Genomic DNA, 21342 nt, shown 5'->3' with positions numbered 1-21342 from the left:
GTTGCCCGCACTCTCATTCAACATTGACTCGCAACCTGAGAATTTCAGCATAAGCCGGATTCATCGCCCTTCTTTTATCTGGCACTGAAAGACCACAGGTCAAGCAGAAATTGAGCACGCCTTACAAGCCCGAGTACGGCGATGTTCTTCGTCAATGCATTCTAAAAGTGGGAACCTGAAGGAGTGTTTCAATGTTACGTGCAAGGTTTGCCAGACATGATCGAGACTCATCCGCTCTACCTTTACGCAAGTACAGACCTTTACTGGAGCTCTTAGAGGATAGAAACCTGATGGCCAATGGGCTGTGGGTGGCATACTTCGGCGGCATGACCGGTGCCAGCAATGTTGAGCAACAACGAATTCTAGGGCAAAGCCTGCTCCAGATGGGTGGAGTTTCCAACAGCACTGTTGAAGTCCACAGTGCGATGGATTTATCTGGCGCGTATCTTGTGAAAGTTGACCCCAGTCTTAATCAAACGCAAGTTGTCAATACTCTTCAAACAGTACCCGGTTTTACTCATGTTGAAGATTACATTGCTCAGGATCCTGCAACTCTACGCAAGATTCAACCAGCCGCTGCACGATCACAAAATCTATACGGCCCATTTGACTACGATACCTACCTGAGTCAGTTGAAAAATAATGGGGGTGACAATGGCGGTACGGTTGACGGTGATCCGTACGATTCCCTCGGTAATAATAACACAGGTTCAACTGGAACAGCTAACTTCACCCAGAGTGAAACCAGTCTGGTCGCCTGGGGGAACAATGTTGTAATTGGTTTCAATGATTCTGGATCGAACTCAGGTGGAACAAATAAGTTCACTGGATGGGCGCGATCCACCGATGGCGGTGCTACATTTACTGATGGTGGAACACTTCCAACCAGCGCAATAGGTGATGCAGGCGACCCTGTCTTGGCTCGCGACAATACGACAGGTAGAATCTATTTCTCCACACTTGGTTTCAGTGGTGCTGGCACCATTCAGATGTTCCGTTCGGATGATGGTGGTGCTACCTGGATGGCACCGACCAATGCAACACCAGGCGGTAGTTCGGAAGATAAGCAATGGCACACGGTCGACAACTATGCTGGCGCAGGCAATGGCAACGTTTATATGGTTTCACGTCGATTCGGAGCAGGTCCTGGCATTTACTTCTTCAAATCAACTGATGGTGGAGCTACATTCGGACCGAACGGCGGAACATTGATTGTCACTGGCAATCAAGGCGCATTTGTTACCGTGGCTCCTGATCACTCCATACAGGTCTATTGGTATGCTGGCACGACTATCCAGATGAGGAGGTCCACAGACTTTGGCAACACCTTCAGCTCTCCAATCACAGTGGCCAGCGGATTAGTTGGTGGAACCAATGGCGATCTGGGGTTGACTGGTCTACGACAAGGTACTGGTACCTTCTCCGGTTTCCGCAGCAATGAATTCCCACACGCTGTAGTCAATCCAGTCAGTGGACACATCTATGTAACCTTTGCCAACAATCCAGCTGGTGTCGACAAGGCTGACGTTTTTGTCACTGTTTCAACTGATGGCGGCACAACCTGGAGCGCTCCTACCAGAGTCAATGACGATGCCACTACTACTGATCAATGGCAGCCAACACTGGCTGTGACACCAGACGGTGGCAAACTGGGTATCTTCTACTACAGTCGGCAGGAAGACACCGCTAACAATTTGTACAAGTACTATGGCCGTGTTGCAACCATCTCCGGTGGCACCTTAAACTTTGCCCCGAGTTTTGCCATCAGTGATGTCGCATCGTTGCCGGAATTCGGTCGTGATGCAGTAGTCAATTCTGTTTACATGGGTGATTACGATACTGCCGTCGCTACACCAGGTGCATTCCATGTCATCTGGTCAGATAATCGCAATGACCTTCCCGGTGGAGCACCTCGCAAAGATCCCAATGTTTACTACGAGAAGATTGCACTAGGTCTGGCAGTTTCCACAACAGTGCCCGCTGTTGGAAGTATTCAGAACACGCAGACAACAGTGTTTACTGTAAACACCAGTGATCCTGTGCAAGCCGGCACGGTAGATGCCAGTGACTTTGAAGTGAATGGCATTCCTGCAGACAGTGTATTAGTGAATACATCTACGCAGTTGATCTTTACCTTCAACAGTTCGCCAGTTACTGCTCAAGGCGTACAGACTATGCACATTGACGCAGGAGCATTTCTGCGTGACCCCGATGGCAACCCCGTCTTTGAATTCAACGGCACATTCCTGTACGATGCCAACCTGATGAGCGTGGTTTCTACCAATCCACCGTTCCCCAACGGCATCTTCACGCTCCCTGGACCATTTACCTACGATGTGACTTTCAGCGAACCGATCAATCCTGCATCAGTACAGACCACTGATCTGGTCCTGGCCGGCATTCCAGGTGCAGTTGTAACAGGTGCTGTAGTTCTTCCAGGCAATACCACGGTGCGATTCACCATCGGTGGCATCACCCAGGAAGGAACGTTGACCGCTAGCATTGCTGCCAATGCCATTACCGATTCGTTCGATAACCCTGGCAGCAATTTCTCTGCTAACTACGGTGTTGATATTGGTGTTGTTCCCTACCCAACGCCATTGGCACCCAAGAATCCGCTTGGCTCACTCATTTATGATCCGATTGCCAGCGGAACAGTGAACTTTGCTGCTGATACCGACAGCTTCCTGATCAATATTGATCCTAATCAGAAGCTGACCATTATTGTCAGACCTACCAGTGCTGGACTTCAACCTCGTGTCGATCTGTTTGATCCAGCTAACTTCTCGATGGGGTTTGCTTCAGCTCCTGCTCCTGGTCAGATCACTGGATTCCAGACTACGACCATTAGTGCAGGGGGTACCTACCGCATCCAGGTCAGCAGCGTTGGTGGAACTACTGGGAATTACACGGTAGAAGTGATCCTAAATGCTGCCTTTGAACTCGAAGGTAATGTCGTGGGTGCGCTTAACAATACCGTTGCCACGGCACAGGATATCAACGGCAGCGTCATTAATCTGACCTCGACCATTGCCACCGCATCCCGTGGTGCTGTACTGGGTACTACCGACAATGCCAATTACACTGCTTCCGCAGTGGCATTTGGTTTTGAAAACATCAGTGGAACTGGAACTGTCATTGCAGGGCTGACCGGCGTGGATGACGCGAGCGTATCCATCCCCATCGGATTCAGCTTCCCGTTCTATGGCACCAACAATACGAACGTGTTTGTTGGCAGCAATGGTTCGCTGGTATTTGGTTCCGCCAATACTTCATTCACCAATACTGATCTCACCACAGCACCAACGCAGGCTGCCATCATGCCATTCTGGGATGATCTGCATACTGCGGGCGGCGTGGCAGGTTCCAATGTATTTTTCCAGGTAACTGGCGTTGGCAACGATCAGCACCTGACGGTGCAGTGGAATAACATCCGCTTCTTCTCGGGTGGAACTGCCGGCGATACGCTAACTTTCCAGGCCCAGATCTACGTGGATGGCAGAATAAGGTTTAACTACCTCGACCTGGCATCTGGCGGAGCTGCCGGTAACAACGGCGCCAGCGCCTCGGTAGGCATCAAGGCAGCAGGCACGCAGGGACCAAACCGACTGCTTCTGGCCTTCAACAACGGCCCGAATGCATTTGTAGGAACTGGTCAGAGCACGCTGATCAGTCCTCCCAATCCCACGGGCGATTACTATGCTGTGAATTTCACGGCTGGTCAGTTCGCCAACATTGCTGCTACCGCCCTGACAGCCAGCAATGTCACTGTGGAATTGCGTGATGCTGCTGATGCAGTGCTGGCAACTGGTGCAGGTGGTTTCACCAATGTCACCAGTATGATCAGCAACTATCAGATCACCACTACTGGTACTTACTATGTGCGAGTAGGTGGTGCCAGCAATGTGCCTTATAGTGTAGTAGTTGGCAACAATACTGCATTCGATGGTGAAGCCAACGATACGCTGGCAACAGCACAACCCATTGCAGGTAATAAAGGTGCTTTGGGTGCTATCTTTGCCAGCGGCAGTACGGTGTATACACCCAACGTACTGACCTTTGGATTTGAAGATATCAGTTCCACTGGTACCGTGATCTCGGCACTGAGCGGTCAGGATGATGCATCAGCTTCAATTTCCATCGGGTTCAATTTCTCTTTCTACAACACCACACAAAACACCGTATTTGTCAGCAGCAATGGTCTGATGACATTTGGTGGTGGTGATTCCTCCTTCACTAATGCTGATCTTACGACTTCGCCTTCACTGGCAGGCATTGCTCCGTTCTGGGATGATCTGATTGTCAGCGGTGGAGCCAATTCCAATGTGTTCTTCCAGGTATTGGGATCCGGCTCAACTCAGCGACTCGTCGTTCAGTGGAACCAGGTTTCCTTCTTCTCGGGTGGAACAACTGGCGACACCCTGACTTTCCAGGCTGTTCTGTACGCAGCTGACGGCACGGTCAGGTTTAACTACCAGGATCTGGTCTCCGGCTCTGCAGCAGGCAACAACGGTGGCAGCGCCACGGTGGGCATCAAGGCTGCAGGAACCCAGGGACCCAACCGGGTTCTGCTGGGCTTTAATGTACCCGGTGGCAACACCTTTGTGGGTACTGGCAAGAGTACCAGCCTGACGCTGCCTCCTGCGGAAGACTGGTATTCCTTCTACGTGGATGCCAACAAGTATCTGCGAGTCGATACCAGTACACCTGGCGATGGCCCCGGCGAGCCTCAGGTTCTTCTCAATCCAGATTTGGAAGTTTATGATCCCAATGGAAACTTGGTTGCTGGAGCTAATCTGGCTGACGGTCGTAATGAAATTGTAAAAATCCTTAAAACTACGCTCGCGGGCACCTACCGTGCTCGTGTCAGGGCTGAGGGTGGAAGCACTGGTGTTTACTTCATGGGTGTGAATATCGCCAATGCGGGTCGAGTAACCAGCGTCTCGGCAATCTCCACTAGCCCATCCACCAGCGGTGGCCAACTGGTGCCAAGCCTGCTGACTTCTTCCAGCGGCAAGTCATCATCAGCCTTGTTGACAAGTTCTTCTACCCTCAGCAAGAAGACTGCTCAATCCAAAGCGATGACTGATGCCCTGCTGGCGACTGCTGCCCGCAAGACAGGCGGTCTTGACCAGAAAGCGCTGGCTCACTTCTTCGTGCAGAAGAACAAGCCTTCCGTCAGTGATGCTGCCTTGGCCGTGAGCCTGGCTGACCAGGCCATGCTGAAGATCACACGCACGCTGGCATAGACAAGCCAATAGGGCTCAGTTGCCTCGTGCTGAATTAACCCCAATATTACCCTGGCTACTAGCCAGGGTGGTATCTATCAAAACTTACAACCGCATTCATCGCCCTGATGCATCCTGTTGTTCTTCTTTCGTTAGGAGCTTGCTATGCGAAGTCTGATGTTAGCTTCACTTGCCACAGTGCTATGCCTGTTTGCGACGGGCAAGGCAACTGCTGGAGAAATCAACCTCGTTGCTAATGGTGGTTTTGAAACGGGAGATTTTACCGGTTGGAACGTCTCTGGACCTTTTAACAGTGTCTCAGATTTTTTTCCGCACACTGGTACCTATAGTGCGGCATTAGGTTCAACCACAGGACTTCCTGATGGCCCAGGTTCACTTTGGCAGATGATCAATACCCAAGCTGGTATTCAGTATGAGCTTTCGTTTTACTTAAATTGCTGGGATGACAATCCCGAATCCAATTTTTTTGAAGTGTATTTTGATGGAGTTTTACTTTATTCCGAAACGGATCGACCAGATGATGGTCCGAATTGGGAACATTTTGTGTTCACGGTAATCGGAGATGGTTCTCCGCAAGAACTCCGTTTCAATTTTGGCAATGATCCTCATTTTTTCTTTATTGATGACGTAGCAGTCTGCGTTCCCGTACCCGCCGGTTTTATCATGGCTGGTATGGGCGCCTTGGGGCTAGCAGGCATGCATCTGCGCCGACGAGTTTTAGCTCGAAAGGCACAGGTAGCTTAGTCTGCATTTCAATTCACCAACAAGAAAGCCGCGTGATGACTCATCACGCGGCTGTTGGTGTTTAATTACCAAGTTAAGTGGCTCCAACTTTCTTGGCGAAGAAGTCCATGATAACAGGAGCGAACTTAACAATAAGGAAGATTAACCCGCCTAGTGCCGCAAGACCTATTACCAGGGCTACCCAGCCGCCAACGCTGTTAAAAAACCGGCTCCACCATTTCTTTCGCTCGTAGCTTTCCACCTCAGCTGCTATCTCAGCAAACTTGTCCTGCAGCTTTTCCTGTTTGCGCTCCAGCTTCTTTTGTGCAACCTGTGAACGGAAGAGCAGTTCGAATTCCTTGAAAGTAGCCAGTGCACGATAGCCCGTACCAGGTTGTTTGCTGGCTTCCATAGTGGAATCCAGTTGCTTGCTCTTGATCAGTTCTTTCATCTGGGCATAGGTCAGCTTGCGAACTTTCTTTTTCCCATCGCGCGTTACTCCAGCAGCAAGATACCAAACATCCCCTGTGGGGACATCCGATTCGCGCCGCTGTGGAAGAACACGCGGCGTCACCGGTACTTCTGCAGTAGGTGTGCTGGCAGGCTTCTGGCTTTTCATCGGAGGAATATTGGACTTCGAAGCCAGGCCAACGGGCGGCCCATCGGGGTGCATCACGCTCAGATAATCGTTGGCAATTCCCAAGCCTGCCAGATCGCGAATAACTTCGGAACAGGTCTGATAACGGGCCGTCAGGCTCTTGGTCAGCATCTTATCGATCATCAGATCGAGCCTGTCCGGCACGTTCGGGTTCAACTTGCGTGCCGGTTCAATGCGTCCCTTTTCTTTCTGCTCCAGCAATTTGACAAGCGTTTCACCATCATGCGGTTTTTTGCCCGTCAGCATGACATAGAGCATGCCACCCAGTGCATAAATATCGGCTCGGCCATCCACATCCTTGGCCGATCGCATCTGCTCCGGAGCCATGTACTGCGGCGTGCCTGCACCCACTCCCGATGCTGTCATGGACAAGTCATCATTCATGGGCTTGGCCAGTCCAAGATCAGCCAGCTTGATGACGCCTTTTTTGTTCACCAGCACGTTGTCCGGCTTGATATCACGATGCACCAGGTTCAAGCCATGTGCATATTCCAGCGCCTCAGCAACACGCAGTGTGACGAAAAGCGCGTCTCCAACGGAGAATTTGCCATGCTTTTCAATGAGATCCTGCAGGCTGCATCCATCCACAAATTCCATCGCCAGGTAATTCAGACCATTTTCAATACCGACGCTGTAACAGCGAATGATGTTGGGATGATCCAGCCTGGCCATCACTCGCGCTTCACGCTGAAATCGGCTGACAAACTTCTCATCATCTGCCAGGTGCCTGGCCAGCACTTTCAAAGCGACATCTCTATCAAGACTGATCTGCCTGGCTTTGAACACAGCTCCCATGCCACCCTGCCCCAGCTTTTTGGTCATCTGGTAATCGCCCAGGGTGACCGGCTGTGCACCTTCTTTCAAAAGGGTGTAAGCATCGACTGGTCCAGAAGGCCGCGAACTCTGCGGAGCATGTTTTCCCGTTTCAGTATTGGCAGTATGTGGGTTATCACCTGTGTGCGTATCGTCAGCCTGACTGGCTGCTTCTGCAATCGCATCAAGATCGTCCTTGTCAGGTGATGGCGGCATCTGTTTGACTCCGGCAAAGCACGAATAAGTTATTGTTGAATAAAATGGATGATCCGTGCAAACATGAATAATAGCATATTAGTAGGGTAATCAATGGGTATTCCCCATGCATTTTGCCATTATTTATTGATCATTAAAAGGAATGCAGCAAGTATCAAGGCGAAAGTTATTGATGGGGCACATAGGCGGATAGGCAAACCAGCCTGCCTTGCCCTCTTAAATAAATGCAGCCTGATGAAACCACCGGCGCCGCCCAGGCAGGCTCAGGCAGCATGGGTAAAGGCGGGCCATTTTTAATACCTCGCCTGCCATCCCAGGTTGATATCAGTTCATATTTGAAAGGATTCGCTTTGATCAAAAACAGCACGCCTTCTTCAGCCAGATAGAGTAGATAGCCATCCACATAAGTGGCAGTACCCCGGCCAGCGATATAGTCACCCAGTTGAGGCTTCTCGCGCCAGGTTACCTTGCCCGTTTCCCATTCAATACACCGCAACTCCGCATCGTTAGGTTGTCTGCCAGTACAGCCGTACACGTGTTGGCCAACTTTGATCGGTGTATTCATGTGTGCCGCAATACCCTGATCTCGGCGACGCGGCACAGCATTCCAGCATTCTTCCAGTGACCAGTCATTTTTGACACGGAGTAGCTTCGAGCCAACAGCATAGGATTCCGTCAGCATCAGTTCCTGACCATCTACTACAGCATTACTTACGTTCACTGATTCGAGCATCCGCGCACGGAAAGGAAGGTGAAACAGTTCCTGTCCCTGCTCAGGGTCAAAACCGTGCAATCCTTCCCGTGCAACCATCAAACAGACCTCTTTCTTATTCAACGTTGCCAATTGAGGAGAAGCATAGCTGGCCAAGTCATTTCCTGTTTGAAACAGCAGTTTGCCGGTCTTCTTGTCAAATGCTGCCATGCAGGAGCCGTTGTTGGGAAGACTTCCGAATTCAATCTTGTCGCTGCCAGGCGGACTGCCACCGATATGAACCAGCAGTTTATTTCCGAACAGTATCGGCGTACTTCCCACGCCAAAGAAGTTCTGTACCACACCGAATTGAGCTACGGTATCTAGTTTCCAAACCAGCTTGCCCTCTGCCAGAGTAATGCAATGAAGCAGTCCTTCAGGGCCGTAAAGGTATACCAATTCACCATCGGTAACCGGGCATGCTCGTGGCCCACCGTCGTAATTGTACTTATCCTGATAACTCGAAGAGTATTGGAATGCCCATAGCTCCTTGCCCGTTTCCCGGTCAAGTGATCGACATCGTACCTGCCCACCAGCGCGATCAAAAATCAAACATCGGCCTTCAACGACAATAGGAGCTGAGTATCCTTCTCCTACCGGAATTGTCCATTTCAGCTCCGGGCCTGCCGCCGGCCATGGCTTCACACCTTTTTCAGTAGACTTGCCATCCCCAGATGGCCCAAGAAATCGGGGCCAATCTACGCCTCGTTGAGCAGCAGATTGGTTTGGCAGCATCCTTGCCGAAGCAGTTCCCATCAGCATCAATATAAGAGGCAGCAAGATCAATCGCATCATGCTTCTTCATCATCCTCTGCAACAGGCGTGTATTCATCTGGCAGTTTATTGACCTGCACCACCGTTCCTTCCTTCGGTGCAATCAGGTCACTGGTTTTCATGCGTTGCTCAAGACGTTTCAGTTCTTCTTGATCGAGCTTGGCTGTTCCAGCACTCTGCTTTCTCGATTTCTTCTTATCCGCAGGACTGGTAACGCGGAAATTAAACCCAGCAAAACCAAGAATGTCGTGCGGTTTCACCAGCGAGCGCCGCACCCGCTTACCGTTGACATGACATCCATTGGTACTACCAAGATCACGCAGCCAGAGTTTCTCATCACGAACGAGCAGTACACAATGCTGCTTGGAAACACTTTTATGTTCGATGTGGATGTCGCTGCCTTCCTGTCTGCCGACCAATATCAGGTCTTTAGCCAGCGAATGCTGCTTGCCCCCGTTTAATGAAACCAGCGTTAAAGGAGTCATGTAAGAATTCCAACCAGGTGGGTAACGCTTACAAAGCAGGCGAGCATAGCCCTATAAATATGCACTCTCTTTCGTTACTGTAGTCTATTGCCGGGCAAGAAGCACGCAAAAACAGCCAAATATCAATGAACCTGGCACGATTTCACAATGTCAATTCATTGCGGCATCTGTTTTGCACTCTCATTTGGCAGCAACGCCCACATTCAGGGATGTTCCCATGAACCTAATCAATTCCAGCCTGTCCCGTGCATCTGCATCCAATGAGGTTGTTGGTAGCGATATCGTAGAAGTTTCACTGTTACTATCCCGTCAACAGATTGCATTGTTGGCGCAACAGGCACAAAAACGGGGCATGACCTCAGCTCAATTCCTGCGTCAGTGCATTTCAACTGTCTGTCAATCTGGGACTGATAACTCGTAGCCATCCAAAAAAAGCCTGCACCAGATAGTGCAGGCTGATAACCTAACGCATCGATTACAGTTTAAACAATACCTTCAATGATCTTACCCGTTTCAACCAGATAAGCCGGACGGCCTGTAGGATCTTTGAATTGCTCACGATGATTAATTCCCATGACATGGCAAATCGTTGCCATCAGATCTTCGGGAGAAACAGGTTTACTGCGGGGCGCTTCAGCCTTCGTGGTTGATTCACCGTAAGCCTGCCCCAGCTTCAAGCCGCCACCAGCCAAGGCCAGTGTACTCAATCGCGACCAGTGATCGCGGCCACCCGATGCATTGATGCGGGGCGTGCGACCAAACTCACCAGTAATAACCAGCAGGACATTGTCGAGCATGCCTCGAACAGTCAGATCTTCAATTAATGCTGATACTGCGGTATCGAGTGCAGGGCTGGTGCGGTTCATGCCTCGCTTGATGTCAGTATGCATATCCCAACCGCCATACTGAACGGTAACAAATCCACAGCCTGCTTCACACAATCGACGGGCCAAAAGGAGTTGCGTACCCAGATTGCTCCGGCCATAGCGCTCTCGGAGTTTTGGCGTTTCCTTTTCCAGATTAAAGACTTCGCGTGCCCCGCTCTTGATCAATTGAAATGCCTGGCTTTCAAAACTATCCAGTCCTTCCAGCAAACCTGTACTGTCCAGGTCTCGATCCATCTGATCCAGTGAATTCAATAACAACTGGCGGTCTTCCAATCGACTAGCAGACATCTTCAGGTTCATGTTGCTCCGTGCCCGACCACTGGTATCGAATGGCGCATAGGCATGACCCAGCCAAGCCGGGCCGTCTGCGTAGATTCCATTCAGCCTGACATAGGTAGGTATGCCTCGGTCATTATTAGGCCCGCGCATACGCGATACCACAGAACCCAATGACGGCTTAATCGGAGCAGCACCATTATCAGCAGGTGCGTGATTGAAACCGGTCATCACCCAGTGAGTGCCACCAGCATGGCCAGCATTATTATGGTTAAATGACCTGACAAAAATCATTTTGTCCGCAACACTGGCAATGCGAGGTAACGTACCACCAATAGAAACGCCTGGGATTCTGGTTTTGGATTCACCCGTCACGCTGCGATACTCGATGGGTGCATCTATCTTGGGATCAAACGTTTCGACATGGCTCGCGCCACCGCCCAGCCACAGCCAGATCACTGATTTTGATGGTGAAGATTTTCCCAACTCCGCTGCATGGGCTTTGCTCTTGAGCAAATCAGCTAGACCAATGCCACTCAGCCCAAGGGTGCCAACCTTAAGGAAGTCACGACGGCTCGAACCATCACAGGCTTGATTTCGCAGCTGATTGAATAGTGTGAACATGACTGACTTACCGATCAAGTAAATTGGCGGAATTGCAACCGAGTCGAACGGCAGCAGGAGGGATAATCTACTATAACGCTGGGCCGGTACGGGTCAATTCATTATTAACATAGAATCGGCCATTTTGGCTCTGCCCGACAGTTGTATTCCTATGATCACGTGGCTTTAGCCCCTTCCGCAAACACCTGCGCGATCATCTGTTCCAGAGGTGGATCAGTGACGCTGACATCAACCACTTCAAACTGATCGAGCACATTGTTCAAAACCTGAGCCACTTTGCTTCGTTGAACCTTGATTTCTGCAGTAGGCCCTTTGCTTGACAAGAGCGAACCGAATGTACTGAGTGAATCAGGCACATGCTCATGAAACTGCAACTTGATGATTTTTTCCTGACCAAAGCGTTCGACGATGCCTGCCAGCGGGCCATCGAAGACCAGTTGCCCGTGATTGATCACCAACACCCGCTTGCACAGTGCTTCCACATCGCGCATATAGTGGCTGGTCAGCAGCATGGTCACGCCACGAGTACGATTGTACTCCTTCAGGCAATCCTGAATCTTGACCTGGGCCACCACATCCAAGCCAATAGTAGGCTCATCAAGCAACAACAGCTTGGGTTTATGCAGCAGTGCCGCTATCAACTCCATTTTCATACGCTCGCCAAGCGATAATTCTCTGACAGGCTGGCGAGTCAATTCCTTGACTCCAAACAGTTCGGTTAATTCACCAATAGTCTGGTCGCATTCCGACTTGTCAAGCGAATAGATTTCACGGTGCAGTTGAAAGCTGTCTGCAGCGGGCAAATCCCACCACAACTGGTTTTTCTGCCCCATAACCAGCGAAAACTGTCGGCGGAAAGCATCGACTCGATCCCACGGCGTGAACCCCATCACCTGGGCCGTGCCAGTTGTAGGATAGATCAATCCAGCCAGCATTTTGAGTGTCGTCGTTTTGCCAGCGCCGTTTGGCCCAAGGAAAGCCACCATTTCACCCGGTTCTATGGTGAAGCTGACATCCGCCACCGCTTTCACTTCCTTGTGTTCGCGGTGAAAAAGCCCTTTCATGGCACCCAGTAAACCTGTTTTCTTCTGATAAACCTTGTAAATTTTCGACAACTGATGCACGTGCAAAAATGACATATCTTTCCGACCTGAAACGTGAGTATCCAGTTGATATAGCGGAGAGGGGTCTGAAAACCATTGCCTTTTGGGTTCCACGACAGGTCGGGTGCATGGTTTGCGTGTACTCACGCTAACCTTGCCAACCCCAGCGTGAATGCAATTATTCCACTGCATGATTCATTCCACACAACAAACAGTGTCATAGTTGGAATTATCTGACATTACTCTTGGCTTTTTCACGCTTCAATTGTGAAAACATTGATGAATACTCGATAATCTTAAGTTATGCTGATAATCAGCCACACTCATGGAGCATGGAGCAGATTATGATCTGCGTCAGCATTGGACGCACTCGCCACAAAATGATGATGCTGGAATGTCAACTGGCCGCTGAAGCTGGTGCCCAGATGATTGAACTGCGTATGGATTTTCTGGCTCGGTCTATTGATCTCAAGCGACTGATGGCTGAAAAACGCTGTCCCATGGTGGCTACCATACGGCGACGTGAAGATGGTGGCCGATGGTCGAAAACAGAGGATGAACGGCAGATGCTGATGCGCCTGGCCATCGTCGGAGGTTTTGACTGGGTCGACATCGAAACAGACATTGCTGACAAGGTCAAACGATTTGGCAAAGTGAAACGCATCGTCAGCTACCATAATCCCGTCGAGATACCCAAGAATCTGGAAGAGATTTTCGAGAAGATGCATCACCAGGATGCAGATGTTCTGAAAGTCGCAGTGAAGATCGATAAGCCCCAGGATGTCTGGCGCGTCATTCGCCTGATGAAGCATGGCAAAATCCCAACAGTAGCCATTGCCATGGGTGATTATGGTTTACCGAGCCGCATTCTGGGTGCGAAGTATGGTGCACCATTTACCTACGCCGCCTTCAACAAGGAACGGGGGATTGCGCCTGGAATGTTTTCGTTTGAAGAAATGCGCGATGTCTATTTCTACGACAACATCAATCGTGAGACGAAAGTATATGGCGTGATGGGTGATCCCATCGAGCACAGCATGAGCCCGGTGGCCCATAATGCCGCCTTTCAGCATCTGGGCATCAATGCCGTATATGTTCCGATGAAAGTGCCTCGCAACGATTTTCTTGATACGCTGCAGGCCCTTTCCAAAATTCCTGTCAGTGGTTACAGCGTTACCATGCCGCACAAGGAAGCGGTGCATGATTTCAGCAACGAGCGGGATGAAATCGTTACCGCATGCAAGGCAGGCAACACACTGATTCCCATTCCTGGAGGCTTCCGAGCCTACAACACTGATTTTCCAGCAGCACTTGCTGCATTACGCAATGCCATGGCTACCATGGAATCAGGCGATTCGGTTCATGGCCGACAAGTGCTGATTCTGGGAGCAGGAGGCACTGCCCGAACGCTGGCGCATGGGTTGCACCGGGCCGGCGCGCTGGTCATCATCTCCAATCGTACGCTTGAAAAAGGTCTGGGCCTGGCTGATGAAATCGGCTGCCGAGCGGTTGATTGGAACGCCCGCAATGCCCAGCATTGTGAAATCATTATCAACTGCACTCCCATAGGTCAACACCCCAACGTCGATGAAAGCCCGTTGCATGCCAGCGTCTTTCGCCCCGGCCTGGTTGTCATGGATTGTGTCTATCATCCAGAAACAACCATGATGATCCGTGAAGCTCGCGACCGTGGCTGTCGAGTGGTTTCCGGCGTAGAAATGTTCATCCGCCAGGCAGCTGAACAGTTCCAGCTCTTTACTGGCCAGGCTGCCCCCATTGAAGTGATGACGGATGCAGTGCGCAAACAGATCTCCCCTGTTTCACCCAACCCTGCACTGCCCATGAAACCACCGGAACCTGAACTGGAATCCATTGAATCAGATTATCTTGAATTCGATGACTAATACTGAAAAACACTCTCCATTAGGAACCGGAAATCTCTACTTGATCGGCTATCGCGGAGCAGGGAAAACGACTCTTGCTCCACTCATCGCCAAACGACTGGGCCGTGAATGGGTTGATCTGGATTACCTCATTGAAAGCCTGGAAGGGATTTCCGTCTCTGATATTTTCAAATCTCAAGGCGAATCAGCCTTTCGCAAAATGGAATCTGCAGTGCTGGCTGATATTGCAAGCCATCATTCGCTGGTGGTATCCACCGGCGGCGGCATTGTCCTTGATCCAGCAAACAGACAATTGCTTCAATCCACCGGGATTGTCATCTGGCTCAAGGCAAGTCCACAGACATTGGTTCATCGCATTGAGCAGGATCCCACACTCCGCCCCGCCCTGACATCATTGCCTTTGATTGACGAAATTACGACTCTATTGAAACAACGGCAGAAACATTATGAATCCACAGCCCATCTGGTGCTCGATACTGAACATCACACGCTGGATGAACTGGCTGAAAAAGTTATCAGTTATTTAACCACCGACAACGCTATACACCGTGCATAATTGCTGTTATTTTCATAGTAGTAATGCAATCACAACATTAATTGACAGGGCATAGTGCATGGATCTTTACAGTTCATTCAATCTGTTCTTTTCCAAGCCATTTGAATACCCCATCGTACTTGTGCCGTTCATCTTTATCCTCGGAGCCATGGTGGGGAGCCTGCTGAATGTCTGTATCTGCCGCATGCCTCTGGAAAAGAGCATGTGGTGGCCAGGTTCTCGTTGCAGCCGGTGTTTTCAACCTGTTCGCAAATCGGATAATTTACCCCTGCTCAGTTTCTGGATTCTGGGCGGCAAATGCCGGTCGTGCGGCGTGAAGTTCTCCAGCCGATACTTCTGGATTGAACTCTTCACTGCCATTCTGTTTGCTGTCACATTCTATTGGTACCTGGATCTGCGCAACACCACTGTTCCTGACTCTCCCTATCGTGGCGTAGCTGCCATGAAGCTGTTCCTGATGTGGCTTTATCACATTACGTTTCTTTGTTTCCTGATCGTTGCAACATTCACCGATTTTGATCATCGGGAAATTCCGCTCCGTATTACTGTTCCGGGTATCGCGATTGGAATTATCGGAGGCAGTTTCGTTGGCTGGCCCTGGCCGCTCGCCATTGACAATCCAACCGTACAGACCACTTTCATGGGTGGGTTACATTATTGGCCATTCTGGGCACCACTTTCCGATATTACGCTGCCATTCGTTGGCACACCAGAGCCCTATGCATGGTACGTTGGTTTCCTGACTTCACTGATTGGTGCGCTGGCTGGCACAGCGTTGATCCGTGTGTTACGCAGCCTCTTTTCCTGGGCCTACGAAAAGGAAGCCTTGGGACTCGGTGACGCTGATTTGCTGATGCTCATTGGGGCATTCCTGGGCTGGCAGGCGCTGGTCATGGTCATGGGCTATGCCATTATTCTTGGTTTGATTTACGTTCTCGTTTCATTTTTGTTCAAAGGCACCAGTGAACTGCCCTTTGGGCCACCTCTGGCTGGCGGCGCGGTGCTGGTACTCTTCGACTTTGTCCGTCTGCACGATTTGTCCAAGCCCTATTTCTTCAATTCACTCTATGTCGCAGGAGCTGTGTTCTTTTTCCTGTTCATGTGCTTCAATGCCTGCATGGTAATCAGATTCCTCCGCGTGGCCTTTCGCCCGATTGCGACCGCTAAGTAGGGCACCTGCAACACTCCATTGGCATGCTTAATGGGTGCCACGGGCAGATTCCTCGATGACCTCCTCGATGGATGCCATCACGCCATGACGACACAGTTGAGCAATGATCTGATGCCCTTGTCGAACGCGGTCACGCACCCGGTCGTGATAGAGCGCTACGTGTTGCTTCAAAAGAGCACGTTCCTCGGTAGCCGCCTGATGAACAGGCTTCAGGTAAACACCACGAAAGAGCTGTGCCAGTTTCATGGCGTCCAGCGGATCGTCCTTGTCACTGTCTTTGGCAATCAACGCATTGCTTCGCGGATCGCAGACCACCAGTTCATCAACCACACCACGCAAATGACGAGCCAGCCAACCTGCCAGCGGGCCTTCTTCAAAGGTCACCGACCGTGGCCGGGGAACCGACGTGATCATCTGCAGCAAGGAAGGTATCGTGGTGGAGAATCGATCCTGCTTGATCACTTTGCCAGAGGCATTGATAGTTACCATGTCAGTGGTGCTACAATGAGTATCGAGAGCTATGTAAGCATGAGCCATGCCGAGGACTCCGTACGAGAGGTGTTGCTTGGTAACTTCGCTTTACTCGTCCGGTGCCTCGGCTTCCTATAACTTCATTGTTTCGCTGTACTCAGCGTAACAATGCAAGTTTGCTGTGACTTTGTGTACCTCGCCACGTTAACTCAGCACGGTTACGTAGAGTACGACGAAACCGTTGTACCCATCTCGATAACCAATTTGAGCTTAGCGAACCACATTGACAACACTCGCCAGACTGGCTATATCCCCCGGCTTGAAGTTTATTCACGGGGATGGTCACATGACCCGCATGTTTACTGGCTGCATAATGCTGTCGCTGATGATTGGCTGCCAGGCACCCCATTCTGATCGTATTCCTGCCACTGCAGTGGATAATCCTGATCCATTGTTTAGTGGAACCTCCAAACCACCTGCCGGGCAGTCTGCACCACCTGCTGTAGCCAGTAACCAGGCTCAACCCACAGTTGGTGCTCCGCCTGGTGCTACAAACCCGGTTTCAGCTACACCAACCGGTCAACGTCAGCCGACCTCCGCGGAACGCATTGGGCCACTTAACTTCCAGCAGAAACCATCATCTCCACCACCAACTGAACCGATTGCTGGCATCTCTCCAGGCACTGCCAATCTGACGAACCAGGTAAAAGAAGTGAAGCCACTACCCGTGCAGGACAGCCAGGTACAACCAGCCCAAGGGTATGTTCCTGCCAGCAATCCACAGATCGTTCAGGAATACAAGCAGCGAATGATACAACATGGCGTTGTCGGTCTACGCACCAAGCCCATAGGAAACGGCTCATGGGAAGCAGTAGGCCATTTCCCGACACCGGACAAGCCTGATCAACTGCGACGCATTGAAGCCCAGGGCGTGACTGAAGCGGATGCGCTGCTTGCCATAGTTGAACAACTGGACAAGCCCCACTAATTCCTGAGATTCGTTAAACAGACTCAAATGGGGCACGGGTTTTGCCGAGAGAGAAGTAGATACTCTCCCGGAGCAGTGCATCACCGTGACAACGCTCATTCGCTGGATGAACCAGCCGTTTTACGGTTTGTCATGGTCTATACGCAACGTATTTCTCACTGTTCTGGCAATTCTCAGCCTGATTTTTCTGTTCTGCATCCTCTACTTCAACGCCACAGCTACACCATCTTTGAATTCTGCCTTGAGTGCAGGTTGGGCCGTGCGTGCTGATCAGAACATCTATCACGTTTCCGATGATCATGGAGAAGTTTTCCACGGCGCCCCACTGGTTGCTATCCTGCTGTCCCCCCTCGGGCAACCACCGGCACAATCCAGTACGGAAGGAATTCTTCCCCGACCAATCGCGCTCTTCCTGTTGCTGTTGTTGCTGGCGACTGCGCTATGCCTGACTCTTCATCGGCTGGCCTGTTATCTGGAATCACAACAGGAAGCATCACCAACCACTTTCACATGGTGGCATCATCGCCTGACTCCCATGCTCTTATGTGCCGGGCCGATTTATGCCTCGCTCTCTCAATTTCAAAGTGATGCTATTATGCTCTTCCTCCTGACGGGCTGGCTTTTGGCAGCCGTGGGGCATCGATCATTTCAATCGGGTTGCTGGCTGGCCGGGGCCATTGCCATCAAGCTGTTTCCCGTTTATCTGCTGATCTTGGCTATCTATCGCCGTGACCGCTTGATGACGCTCGGCACCGCTCTTGGATTGGCATTGTCCCTGATTCTGCTTCCCAGTATTTTCTTCGGCTTCCAGCGAACCAGCCGACTCAATGAACACTATTTCAAGAGCATTGAGCAACCATTACAACACATTGCCACCAGTAGTACCAATGCTTCACTCTCTGCTGGATTACTTCGCACACTAGGCAACAGTGGCTCTCCACACTACTTTTCGTTTTCGCACCTCGGCATGATTGGCCTGCTGACAGCGATTACTCTTCTGTCATGGCGTACTGTACGTCCATCATCTTTGCAACTGTTTCAGACAGGCTGTTCACTGCTGATCATCCTGGTTATGGCGAGTCCGGTTTATGAACTACACCATGCGCTACTGTTCCTTCCCGCCATGATGATTTCTTTGATGAATGTTACACCTTGGAGGTTACTTGGCTTGTTGCTCACCAGCAGCGGGCTGTTACTTTCCCTAGTGGTGAATCAACCCGGTACAGCGAGTATCCCCCTGGCTTCTGCATTACTACTCTGGGGGATGCAAATCTGGTCGGTTAGAACATTGCACCGTCAGGTGCAGTCTACTGACTTACCCCAGCAAACCATTCCGTTGGCACGAGCAGCCTGATTCCTTTGGCAGGTTACGATTTCTCACCGTATCTTTTCTGAATATCTTCAAAGAATCCAAGCCTGTCGCGATCTTGTTTCCTGGCCGCCACTGCTTTGCCCCCGCCAGCATATTTGCTGGCCAGTTCCTTATGACCGAACCGTAACAGTTCTTCGGTAGCAAAAACATGCAAATCGAGGTCATCCCCTTTTTCAGAGAGCAACTTGTCCAGCTCATGCCGTGCTTCAGGCAACCGCTTCCCTGCCAGCAACACTTTCACTCGCAACTTGCGATAATCTGCCGAACGCTTGCCGCCATTCTGTTTCGCGTCGCGGTCGATCATCTTCAAAGTACTGGCATAGGCCCGCTCCACACGATCTTCACCAAGCAGTTGGAAAATAATGTGCTGGTCGTAGATGAAACAATCAATGTCTGGATTGCTTGTCCCACGATTCACCAACTCCTGGGCAAACCGTGTGGCCAGCTCGTTGGCATCCAGTCGCTTAGCTGCGGTAAATGCCTGCTTCAATTCTTCATCGCTGATGGATTCTATCGATAACCCCGACAACTCCGCAGCATTCATGTTTCCAATGGAAGTCACAACGGGTAAATCCCCGCCATTTAGCGCCTGATCCAACCCCAGCTTGTGACGGAGTTCATCCATTGTGTATGGCAGTTTAGCGCTGAGCGTATTCAACAACTGTTCAATCAGCAGGATACTTCCCGCTACTTTGCGGCGAAGCACCGGATGCCCGACAGCATCCAGCGGCGTATTGCCTTTCAGCGAGTGCAGTGGACGCTGGCACCACTTGTCTTCAAAATAAGACCGCATTTTCTCTTTGAGCAAGCGATCACTCTGCTCTGGTGTCAGTCCCTCCGGCAAACGCACATCGAAAATACCTTGCGTAACATGCAGGTAGGTTCCAGGCTGCTCAAAAGTTTTCTGCACTTCAATCAGGCTGCCATACTCTGCTTCAAAATCCTGTCTGCCCAGTTCCAGTGACTTGGCATCCAGGCTGTAAGCCATCAACACGCCTGAGGTAATGTGAAAAACAAACCGCAGGGTAACAATCGGCAAATCAAAAGTTGCCAGGTTTTCGGAAACAGCTGGCATAGGCCGATCTAACCTATTGAACTGCACAATCATTTCATTCTGATTGGCATCGACCACACGCTGGTCATGCTGCACTTTCGATACAAATCGTCTTGCATCCTTGAGTTGATACAGAATAAAGTGCAGCGGATAGTCACTTGCAACATCCTGACCACCATCCAGTCGCACGGCTTCCGCCAGCGACCACGCTTCAATGGCTTCCTGCTCATCACTTGCCTGACGAACATATTCATCTAAGGCATCGATGGCGCCCTGGTTCTCGCCAACCCAGGCCCTGGTGAGTCCCAGGTTATAAAAGAACGCAGGATCGTAAGACAGCCTTTGAACCAGGCCCTCCATCAACTGATGCAGTTTTCCGAGCTTGCCGCCTTGCGTGGCCTGCTGCACATCCAGGGGCAATGCATCCTTCTTGATCATCTTTTTGAACGGATGATTCTTTCGAACAATCGCAGGATACTCGCTCTTCACCCCATAGTAACGGTTCAGATAATCCTGAATGGCTTCGTTACTGGGCATGCATCGGTGAGCCACATCGAGAGCAGCCTTGGCTGCAAATGGATGATGCCTGATGGTTTCACACTGGGCGATACCCAGATGAATGTCTGCCATCATTTCCGACGCAGCGGGGTCGCAGGCATCAGCTGCCAGGCGATAATGATGTAGCGCTTCAGACACCTGCTGTTTTTCGTGGAACAAGGCTCCCTGAAGATAATGAGCCTTCGCATTATTACTGTCCAGACGCAGAGCCTGTTCCAGGGCTTTTGCTGCTTCTTCAAATTGATTCTGCATCATGAGCAGATCGGCCAGGTAACACCAGACAGCGCTGTTTTTGCCATGCTGGGTGGTTAACTGCTGCATCTGACTGAGAGCCACCGCATGCTGCTTGTTGTGTTCCTGCGCGAAGGCTTTTTCGACCTGCTCAAAAATGGGAGCACAGCACCATTTGAATTTTTTGCCGCTGCCACACAAACAGGGACTATACGCATCAAGCGCCATCGATCTATCCTTCGGTGAGCGTTCTTCAACTTCTCCGTGAACCTGTATCCTAAAACATGCAGCGGAGCGGGAGAAGGGGCTAAATGCCACTCTCACGTAATTCCCACTTTATCTGACAACTTCCAGGCACCTATTGTCAATGTTGGCGTACTCGATACCATGATCTTTCGCAATAATCTTGTCTGTATTGATGGATAAACCTCGAAAATGAGGGTTTATCACCAGGAGTAAAGCGTATGGCACGGCGAAG

The 21342-nt window shown here is 50.7% G+C and carries 14 protein-coding genes; 7 read left to right on the top strand and 7 right to left on the bottom strand.

Features of this window, described 5'->3' with window-relative positions:
• Window positions 1-290 precede the first annotated feature (290 nt).
• Together JNJ77_01220 and JNJ77_01215 are read left to right on the top strand one after the other, a co-directional pair.
• The gene (locus JNJ77_01220) at window positions 291-5249 is read left to right on the top strand and encodes an exo-alpha-sialidase (GenBank protein MBL8821176.1); all 4959 of its coding nucleotides are present in this window, start codon (window positions 291-293) and stop codon (window positions 5247-5249) included.
• Between the two features lie 144 nt (window positions 5250-5393).
• A complete protein-coding gene (locus tag JNJ77_01215) occupies window positions 5394-5993 on the top strand; it encodes a hypothetical protein (protein MBL8821175.1) in 600 nt (199 codons plus the stop codon).
• A gap of 73 nt (window positions 5994-6066) precedes the next feature.
• Here JNJ77_01215 and JNJ77_01210 read toward each other — a convergent pair whose 3' ends face one another.
• The 5 genes from JNJ77_01210 to JNJ77_01190 all read right to left on the bottom strand — a co-directional run bounded on the left by JNJ77_01210 (window position 6067) and on the right by JNJ77_01190 (window position 12595).
• Window positions 6067-7659 carry a serine/threonine protein kinase gene (locus JNJ77_01210; protein ID MBL8821174.1) on the bottom strand — a complete coding sequence of 531 codons (1593 nt, stop codon included), beginning with the start codon at window positions 7657-7659 and terminating at the stop codon, window positions 6067-6069.
• Between the two features lie 166 nt (window positions 7660-7825).
• Window positions 7826-9205, bottom strand: coding sequence for a PQQ-binding-like beta-propeller repeat protein (locus JNJ77_01205; protein MBL8821173.1), 1380 nt, complete (start codon window positions 9203-9205; stop codon window positions 7826-7828).
• Window positions 9202-9669, bottom strand: a complete 468-nt coding sequence (locus tag JNJ77_01200) for an FHA domain-containing protein (GenBank protein MBL8821172.1) — start codon at window positions 9667-9669, stop codon at window positions 9202-9204. Before JNJ77_01200 ends, JNJ77_01205 begins: the two co-directional genes overlap by 4 nt.
• 482 nt (window positions 9670-10151) lie before the next feature.
• Complete coding sequence (locus tag JNJ77_01195) at window positions 10152-11456, bottom strand: DUF1501 domain-containing protein (GenBank protein MBL8821171.1); 1305 nt, start codon at window positions 11454-11456, stop codon at window positions 10152-10154.
• Between the two features lie 155 nt (window positions 11457-11611).
• The gene (locus tag JNJ77_01190; protein ID MBL8821170.1) at window positions 11612-12595 is read right to left on the bottom strand and encodes an ATP-binding cassette domain-containing protein; all 984 of its coding nucleotides are present in this window, start codon (window positions 12593-12595) and stop codon (window positions 11612-11614) included.
• Window positions 12596-12891: 296 nt separating this feature from the next.
• Between JNJ77_01190 and aroE the strand changes: the two genes are divergently transcribed.
• The 3 genes from aroE to JNJ77_01175 are packed head-to-tail and all read left to right on the top strand — an operon-like array spanning window position 12892 to window position 16190.
• On the top strand, window positions 12892-14463 hold the full coding sequence (gene aroE, locus JNJ77_01185) for a shikimate dehydrogenase (protein MBL8821169.1): 1572 nt from the start codon (window positions 12892-12894) through the stop codon (window positions 14461-14463).
• Window positions 14456-15019 carry a shikimate kinase gene (locus JNJ77_01180; GenBank protein ID MBL8821168.1) on the top strand — a complete coding sequence of 188 codons (564 nt, stop codon included), beginning with the start codon at window positions 14456-14458 and terminating at the stop codon, window positions 15017-15019. The genes aroE and JNJ77_01180 overlap by 8 nt, the downstream gene beginning before the upstream one ends.
• A gap of 58 nt (window positions 15020-15077) precedes the next feature.
• Complete coding sequence (locus tag JNJ77_01175) at window positions 15078-16190, top strand: prepilin peptidase (protein MBL8821167.1); 1113 nt, start codon at window positions 15078-15080, stop codon at window positions 16188-16190.
• A 27-nt stretch (window positions 16191-16217) separates the two neighbouring features.
• On the opposite strand, the gene JNJ77_01170 is transcribed toward JNJ77_01175, so the two are convergent.
• Window positions 16218-16727 (bottom strand): transposase, encoded by a 510-nt coding sequence (locus JNJ77_01170; protein MBL8821166.1) that lies wholly within the window; start codon window positions 16725-16727, stop codon window positions 16218-16220.
• A gap of 280 nt (window positions 16728-17007) precedes the next feature.
• Here JNJ77_01170 and JNJ77_01165 point away from each other — a divergent pair, with 280 nt between their 5' ends.
• Window positions 17008-17649 (top strand): hypothetical protein, encoded by a 642-nt coding sequence (locus tag JNJ77_01165; GenBank protein ID MBL8821165.1) that lies wholly within the window; start codon window positions 17008-17010, stop codon window positions 17647-17649.
• A gap of 85 nt (window positions 17650-17734) precedes the next feature.
• Window positions 17735-19003 carry a DUF2029 domain-containing protein gene (locus JNJ77_01160; protein MBL8821164.1) on the top strand — a complete coding sequence of 423 codons (1269 nt, stop codon included), beginning with the start codon at window positions 17735-17737 and terminating at the stop codon, window positions 19001-19003.
• 13 nt (window positions 19004-19016) lie between these two features.
• Here the strand turns inward: JNJ77_01160 and JNJ77_01155 are convergent, their stop codons facing one another.
• Window positions 19017-21092, bottom strand: coding sequence for a tetratricopeptide repeat protein (locus JNJ77_01155; protein MBL8821163.1), 2076 nt, complete (start codon window positions 21090-21092; stop codon window positions 19017-19019).
• Window positions 21093-21342 lie beyond the last annotated feature (250 nt).

This window comes from Planctomycetia bacterium (assembly GCA_016795155.1).
Classification (GTDB): Bacteria; Planctomycetota; Planctomycetia; order Gemmatales; family HRBIN36; genus JAEUIE01.
The sequence above is the reverse complement of the archived record's forward strand: the minus strand, read 5'-3'. Positions and strand labels throughout refer to the sequence as shown.